This is a genomic window from Trichococcus sp. (assembly GCF_049589555.1).
Classification (GTDB): domain Bacteria; phylum Bacillota; class Bacilli; order Lactobacillales; family Aerococcaceae; genus Trichococcus.
Genome location: NZ_JBAWAZ010000088.1, coordinates 1 through 4,453 on the forward strand (window position 1 = coordinate 1; position 4,453 = coordinate 4,453).

The 4,453-nt window shown below is 48.4% G+C and carries 4 protein-coding genes; 3 read left to right on the forward strand and 1 reads right to left on the reverse strand.

The window, feature by feature from the left end; translation table 11 throughout:
- Positions 1–17: 17 nt before the first annotated feature.
- The 3 genes from WBV27_RS04005 (at position 18) to WBV27_RS04015 (ending at position 3,819) form a co-directional block, all read left to right on the forward strand.
- A complete protein-coding gene (locus WBV27_RS04005; protein ID WP_424199631.1) occupies positions 18–1,892 on the forward strand; it encodes a carbohydrate-binding domain-containing protein in 1,875 nt (624 codons plus the stop codon).
- A gap of 106 nt (positions 1,893–1,998) precedes the next feature.
- Positions 1,999–2,967, forward strand: coding sequence for a serine hydrolase (locus WBV27_RS04010; RefSeq protein WP_424199633.1), 969 nt, complete (start codon positions 1,999–2,001; stop codon positions 2,965–2,967).
- 255 nt (positions 2,968–3,222) lie between these two features.
- Entirely contained in the window at positions 3,223–3,819 is a 597-nt protein-coding gene (locus WBV27_RS04015) for a 50S ribosomal protein L25 (RefSeq protein WP_424199635.1), read from the forward strand.
- Positions 3,820–3,968: 149 nt separating this feature from the next.
- Here the strand turns inward: WBV27_RS04015 and WBV27_RS04020 are convergent.
- Positions 3,969–4,453: NAD(+) diphosphatase (locus WBV27_RS04020; protein ID WP_424199637.1), on the reverse strand; the 485-nt coding region annotated here is incomplete at its 5' end.

The following is a 4,453-nucleotide window of genomic DNA, read 5'->3' on the forward strand; positions in this document are numbered from 1 at the left end:
GACAGGAGAACTAACCCATGAAAAGTACTATAATGAATCTAAAGAATAAACCTCTAACTCAAATGCTCGCACTGACAGGCACCCTTGCCTTATTGACCGCTTGCTCTACTGAAGCGAGCACCACAACAGCATCCAGCGACGTCTCGACTACTGAGGCGTCAGTTGAATCCACTCTTGTTTCAGAATCCAGTTATTCAGCAAACAACGCAACAGCCATCAGTTTTTCCGACCAAACAATCACAGTCGACGGATCCGGAGCTGCTGCTGACGGTTCCATTCTGACCATCACGCAACCAGGTACGTATATCCTCAGCGGTACCCTGAGCGAAGGCCAGGTGCGTGTCGAAACAGTTGATGAAGCCGATGTCCAGATCGTTCTCGATGGGGCTACCATCACGAATTCCACCGGAGCCGCAATCTATGTGAAAAGCGCCAACTCCGCGACCATCACTTTGGCTGAAGGCACGACCAATACTTTAAGCGACGGAGAAACCTATACCTTCGAAGACAGTGAAGACGAGCCGGATGCAACCGTGTTCAGCAAATCCGACCTTATCCTGAACGGAACGGGAACGTTGGTCGTCGATGCCAATTATGCTCATGCCATCAAAGGCAAAGATGATGTGACAATCGCAGAAGGAACCTATGAGATCACTTCTGTAGGCGACGCAATCAAAGGCAGCGATTCACTCTTCATCAGTTCCGGTACTTTCACGATCGATGCGGGCGGCGACGGACTGCAATCGACTAACGAGGAAGAAGAAGGCAAAGGAACTTTGACGATTGAATCAGGCACCTTCGCGATCACGGCAGCTTCTGACGGCATCCAAGCCGCAACCGATCTGCAGATCCTTGGCGGCGACTTCACGATCACAACCGGCGGAGGCAGCGCGAACAGCAGTACGGAGAGCGAAGCATGGGGAACATGGGCAGCAACTGCTGATGAAGCAGCCACCACTACCACCGAGGAAACAACCAGCGCCAAAGGTTTGAAAGCGACAGGGTCATTAGCGATTTCCGGCGGTACGTTCGTATTGGATACTTCCGATGACTCCATCCATACCAATGACACAATCCAAATCACAGGCGGAGACTTCACTATCGCATCAGGGGATGATGGCATCCACGCAGATAACACCTTGACAATCGATGACGGAACCATTAATATCAATCAAAGTTACGAAGGCATCGAAGCTACCGAAATCACTCTGAACGGCGGGGACATCACTTTGACATCCTCAGATGACGGCGTCAACACGGCCGGCGGAAACGACGCATCAGCCGTCAGCGGACGCCCTGGAGAAAACACGTTCACATCAACTGCCGAAGGTGCAGGTCTCTTGACCCTCAACGGCGGAACGCTTGTGGTAAACGCGAGCGGCGATGGACTCGACAGCAACGGCAGCATCGAGATGAACGATGGTACCGTGATCGTCAACGGCCCGACCGACAGCATGAACGGTACATTGGATTACGACAGCACGTTCAACATGAATGGCGGTACCCTGATTGGGGTCGGCAGCTCCGGCATGGCGATGAGCCCTTCTTCGACCTCAGCACAAAGCTTCCTGTTCACATCCTCTATCCCATTGGCTGCGGATGAAGCCATCCAAATCACCGGACCGGACGGAGAAGTGATCATGACCTTTGAGGCTTCCACCACGGCACAGTCGCTGGTATTCTCCAGTCCTGACCTGGTCAACGGCTCTGCTTACACAATCACAACTGGCGGAACAGTTTCCGGTGAATCCACTACCGGTATCTACGAAGATACGTCCTTCAGCGGCGGTTCATCCACTGTTGATGTCAGCGCCACAACTGAAGCAAGCGGCGGACAAATGGGCGGTATGGGTGGCAACTCGATGCCCGTTTCCGGCGCCTCCGTGAAATAAACACACAGCAACAAAATATCTTTCCTAGCCGAGCAACCCGGAAAAGAGTCTAACCATACCCTCTTTTCGGTCATTGGCAAAAATTAGCCCCAGAAGAGGTACTGATATGAAAAAAAGAAAAAAACTAAAGAAAAAATATGCGCTTTTCCTGTCCACCCTGTTTCTTGCGGGTTGCGTCACGTTCCTTTTGTGGGACTTAGCAAATTCCAAAGAAGGAGAAAGTTCCGCATCAGCCCAGACTTTGACGACCGATGTCGCGTACGAAGTTGATGAAATGCAGGAAGTGGATGAAAACAGTGTGGCTGAAGCAAATGCGCTTCTCCAGAGCAGCACGATCATGACGACAGCCGGAGAGGAATTGGCGGCGGATTTGGATGAACTGAATGCTGCCTACCCTGACCAGCTTGGTTTTGTCCTCATCAATGAGCAGACCGGAGAAGCAATTACGACCAATGAATCCCGCGTCTTCACCAGCGCGAGCCTCTACAAACTGTTTTTGACGTATGCCATCCTCACCCAAGTCGATGCCGGCACACTCTCATTGGAAGACCAAATTGCTGACGGTGCAACCATAGATGATTACCTGACCAGCACCATCACCGTCTCAGACAACGAAACGGCCAAGGAACTCGCCTATCTGATTGGATGGGACAACATCGAAACCTTCATCCATGATCAGGGATTCGTTTCCACGAGTTTTAACCCCTATCTGGAATCAGATGGTGTCTATTACAACGGCGACCTGGAAACAACGCCAGCCGAAGTCGCTTTCTTGTTGGAACGCCTATTGGATGGCGAATTGCTTTCAGAATCCAGCACGGCGTACTTTCTCGGGCTATTGGGCGATCAGCAACTCGTCTATGCCCTGAACACAGGCCTTAATGATGAAGTAAACTTTGCTCACAAAACCGGCTTGTTGGATGACGTATCCCATGATGCGGGCATCATGTCAGTGGATGGTCAGAATTACATCGTAGCCGTCCTGACGGATGGTTGGCAAAACGCGACCGATGACGCGACTCCAGTATTTGAGGGAATCGGATCGGCTGTGATGACTTATATTTATGCACAATAATCAAAAATACATGACGAAAGCTTGGGCGTACGGAAACCTTTTCCAGACGTCCAAGCTTTCGCTATACAGCAACGATTTCTAGCGGCTAACCCTTGCGTTATAAGCTGCAATCCAGATAAAACAAAAGGCTTATCATTAGCTATCGTATCGGGTTTGCGGTATGGTATAGAGGTACTATCTATTTGCTGACGTTAATATTTTTTATAGCCAGCTCAAATCCAAGCCAGTACAGGTATACTTCCAGGAGGAAAACATATGAAATTACAAGTAGAGAAACGCGAAAAAGTTGGCTCATCTGCAGCGAAGCGTGCACGATTGGACAAGAAACTCACTGCAGTCATCTATGGTAAAGATGTTGAAGCAACTCCAGTATTACTTGATGCAAAAGATTTTGACGAAGTGCTCAAGCAATTAGGTAAAAATGCGATTTTTGAAGTCAGCATATCCGGCGGAGAAACGACACAAGTCATCCTTAAGGACATCCAACAGGCTGCCCTTAAGAACGAAATCCAAAACGTCGAATTGCAAGTAATCACAAAAGGTCAAAAATTGACGATGACTGTTCCGATCCACTTGGTCGGTAGTGAAGACGTCAAAGAAGGTGTCTTGACTCAAACATTGAACGAATTGGAAATCGAAACGGAAGCTACCAATGTCCCTACCGAATTCCAAATCGCTGTGAATGAAATGACCATCGGTGATACCTTAACGGTTGCCGATATCAAAGTCGATGCCGACATTTCAGTCCTTACCGACCTAGAAGAAGCAGTTGTTGTCCTTTCTGCTCCAGTAGCCGAAGAGGTTGCAGAGGAAGAAGCTCCAACCGAAGAAGCTGAGAAAGTCACTGAATAATTTTCAAATCAGATAAGCTTAAAACCTTGATTGGCACACTTACAGGTTTCATCAAGTTTAGGCTTACCTTCACAACAAAAAAGTTTCGGTTTTGAACGTCAAAACCGAAACTTTTTTTGTATATCCAATTAATTCCTGAACTATATTGCTTAGGAATCCTTGAAAGCAGTAAATGGCTCCAGCCCGTGGCTTTTTTCCAAATAGTTTTCCAGGAAACGCTGAGCCAGACTGCCTTTTTTGATGTTTGTCCGTGCATCTTTTATGGAAAACCATTCCGCCTGATCCACTTCATCCGTCAAGCCATCAAGGCACTCGCTCGCTACGATGCAGGAAAAATTCAGCATCAGTGTGTTGTTTTTTTCAAAATATTCGCTTTTGTTGTAGCGCAATCCAACGGTTTGAAGACCGAGCTCCTCGGCGATTTCACGGGTTGCAGCGTGCTCCGCGTCTTCCCCTTTATTCACATATCCCGCACAAAGGATATAATCCGCCCCGCCGTACTGTTTGATCAACAACATTTTATCTTGTTCTTTGTTCAAGATGACCATGCTCACAGCCGTACTGAAAACAGGGAATCGATACCCTTCACAACTGCTGCAATAAGGGATGTTCCCTTCGTTTTCCAGATGTTTCG